Genomic DNA, 2916 nt, shown 5'->3' with positions numbered 1-2916 from the left:
CGCCGCTCTGCCGGCGATCGGCTTTTCGTTGCTCTGCGCGGCCTTGTCAGTCGCGGCCTTGCTGGGCGCGCGGCGCTGGCGCGCGGCGCCGGCTTTCGGCGTGTTGCTGGTCGGCGTCGCGCTGACCTTCGACCTGTCGCTGAACAACGCGCCGAACCAGTCGACCGCTCTGCCGCCGCAGACCTATGACGTGTTGCGCGAGAACACGCAGAACGAAACCATCCTGTTCCTGAAACAGAAGCTGGCCGAAAATACCGCCCCCGACCGACGCGACCGGGTCGAACTGGCGGGAATCGACTTCCATTGGCCCAACGCCAGCCTGACGCACGGCTTCGACCATGACCTCGGCTATAATCCGATCCGGCTGACGACCTTCATCAATGTCACCCACGCCAACGACCATGTCGCCATACCGGAGCAGCGCGTGTTTTCGCCCGCTTTCCCGTCCTATAAATCGCCGATGGCCAATCTGTTCGGCCTGCGCTGGATCGCGACGGGCGTGCCGATCGAGCAGATCGATCCTAGCCTGAAGCCGGGCGACCTGCCTTTGCTCAAACAGACCGCCGACGCCTATCTCTACGAGAACCGGGACGCCTTGCCGCGCGTGCTGGCGCCGGGGCGGGCCATTGCGGCGGATTTCGCCAAGATCGAAGCTGAAGGCGGCATGCCGGACATCGATTACCGCCGCTTCGTTCTGCTCGACCGCGCCGATTGCGACGCGACGCCGGCGCTGAATTGCGCGCCGGATGTCGCGGCCGCGCTGGCGAAAGGGGCGGAGGCCGGTTCGGCGAAAATCCTGCGCTATGACAATACGCTGATCGATATCGAGGCGGTCGCGCCGGCACAGGGCGGATTCCTGGTGCTCAACGATGTCTGGCAGAACTGGCAGGCCGCCTATCTCGACGGGCGCCCGGCGCCGATCCTGCGCGCCAATCTGATGTTCCGCGCGGTGATGTTAAGCCCCGGCCCGCATCGCGTGCGCTTCCGTTTCGAGCCGTTCCACGCCTTCTCGCAATTCCTGCCAAGAGCGGCCTCACGCGGCTGACGGCCGGATCAGATCGGCGGCGCCCCATATTTGTGGTCGCACAGGTCGAGTGAATGGTTCGAGGGCCAGAGCGTGGCGTCGGCCTGACCGCCAAGCTGGAAACGCACCCGGCGAAAAGTCTCGCGGTCGCCGGCGATGCAGGCATAGACGGCGAAAACATTGAGATTGGCGCCGCTGTGCGGATAGTTCCGCATCATGTCTTCAAACCCCGCCTTCATCGCGGGCCATTCCGCCGACGTATCCCGGAAAAGGTCGAATTCCGCTCCTAAGCCCTCGGCGGTGACCATGTAGAGGCGCGTGTAGAATTCGTGGCCCGTGCTCGCGGGGGCGTTTTTCTGGACATCGCGGATATAGGCGTCGACGATTTTCCAGTCGCCGCCCCATTTCGGCGTCAGGGCGTTGGCCATCGCGGTGTAGATCGGGGCGTAGGTCTTTTCGCGCGCCGCGGCGTCGCGAGCGACGCCGAGCAGATCTTCGTGCGGCCAGCCCAATCCCGTTCCGATCTGAATCATGACGCGGCCCCACAGCGGGCTGCTGGCCGCATAGGATTTGGCGTCGAGCAGGACGGCTTTGCCTTTTTCCAACCGCTCCCGAAAAAGCCGCCAGCCGTCGTCAGTGACGGAATTGGCGTAGCCGTTACCGCGCGCCATCCAGCCATATTGCAGCCAATAGATTGCTTCGGCGATGGCCGCGGCGCGGGATTGCGGCGCATTCTTGCGCCAGTCGGCGATGACTTTATAGGTCAGCTCCCAATTGGCCCCGGGAGCGAACAGATTTGTGAGCCCGGCTTGGTAGCTCACCAGGCGCCAACGTCCATCGGCCATGCGTATGCCCGAATCGCTCCAGTCGTTGAACAGGCGATCGAGTTCGGCCGTCTTGGCCTGGCCGAACAATTCCGTCACCAGATAGTTGAGCGCCTGCCGCCCTTGATAGCCGTCAAGCCACAACGGCTTTCCCTGCGCGTCTAAGGGATTGGGAACGCGGCGGTCGACCGGCTCCGGTCCCTCGGTCCCGTCATTCCAGATGGCGACGGGCCGGCTTCTGTTCGAGCCGTCGGAGGCGTTCGGCGCGCGCGTCGCATAGGCGGCGGCGAGGCCATATTGCCCATTATATTGAACCTTGTAGGAGTCTTGCTCGATGGCATGGGCGTTGGCGAAGGGGCTGGACAAGTCCTCGCCCTCCGCGACGATGGGGCGTCCGAAGGCGCCAATGGTCAGCGCCTCCTGGAAAGGGTTTGGCGGCGCCGCCTTTTCGTCGGCCGCATTGGCTGCGGCCGGCAAGGTTAATAGATTCAGTGAAAAGAGAAGGGTCAAACAAATCTGTTTCATGACCTTGAACTTAGGCGCATCTTGTTAAAAAAGGCCTCGAAATTCATTCGCAATTCTGTGGTTTCTGCCGCGAAGACCTATTCCGTCGCGAAACCTCCCGCGAGGCGTCGCGCCTTTGCCGCCTTCGACAAAGCCGTCGCTGAACCGACGCAGGCTGTCGCCTTCGTTTCGCGGTTGCGCGGGGCGAAACAATTTGTCCGGCGGGCGACAGGCTGTGTCGCGCGATCAACCCATTGAAATCATGAAATTTATCGTGGGCATGGGTCTTGCTGCCGCTCGCGCGGAGGAAGCGCGGCTTCGCAAGCAGAAAGATTTGGAGGATTCCATGGCCAATGTGACCTTTTCGTCTCCGTCGCTGTCCCGCGACGTGACTGTCTACGCCATCGCGGGCGACCGCGGCACTTTGCTGGCCCTCGCCAAGGACGCCAAAATTCCGATTCCCTTCGACTGCCAGGACGGCGAATGCGGCTCCTGCCTGGTCGAGGTCACGGTGTTGAGCAAGGCGACCCACGCCATTTCCCTCACCGAGAAGGAAAAGGAAAT

At 62.8% G+C, this 2916-nt stretch carries 2 protein-coding genes and 1 pseudogene; 2 read left to right on the top strand and 1 reads right to left on the bottom strand.

Going from position 1 to position 2916, the window contains the following annotated elements:
- A pseudogene (locus ACE3S9_RS17775) lies at positions 1 to 1045 on the top strand (hypothetical protein); the annotation flags it as partial.
- 8 nt (positions 1046 to 1053) lie between these two features.
- On the opposite strand, the gene ACE3S9_RS17770 reads toward ACE3S9_RS17775, so the two are convergent.
- The gene (locus tag ACE3S9_RS17770; RefSeq protein WP_374547811.1) at positions 1054 to 2325 is read right to left on the bottom strand and encodes a DUF4034 domain-containing protein; all 1272 of its coding nucleotides are present in this window, start codon (positions 2323 to 2325) and stop codon (positions 1054 to 1056) included.
- 373 nt (positions 2326 to 2698) lie between these two features.
- Between ACE3S9_RS17770 and ACE3S9_RS17765 the strand changes: the two genes are divergently transcribed.
- A partial coding sequence (locus ACE3S9_RS17765) for a 2Fe-2S iron-sulfur cluster-binding protein (protein ID WP_374547810.1) occupies positions 2699 to 2916 on the top strand: 218 nt, incomplete at its 3' end.

The sequence above is a fragment of the Rhodoblastus sp. genome (assembly GCF_041915505.1).
Lineage (GTDB): Bacteria > Pseudomonadota > Alphaproteobacteria > Rhizobiales > Beijerinckiaceae > Rhodoblastus.
The sequence above is the reverse complement of the archived record's forward strand: the minus strand, read 5'-3'. Positions and strand labels throughout refer to the sequence as shown.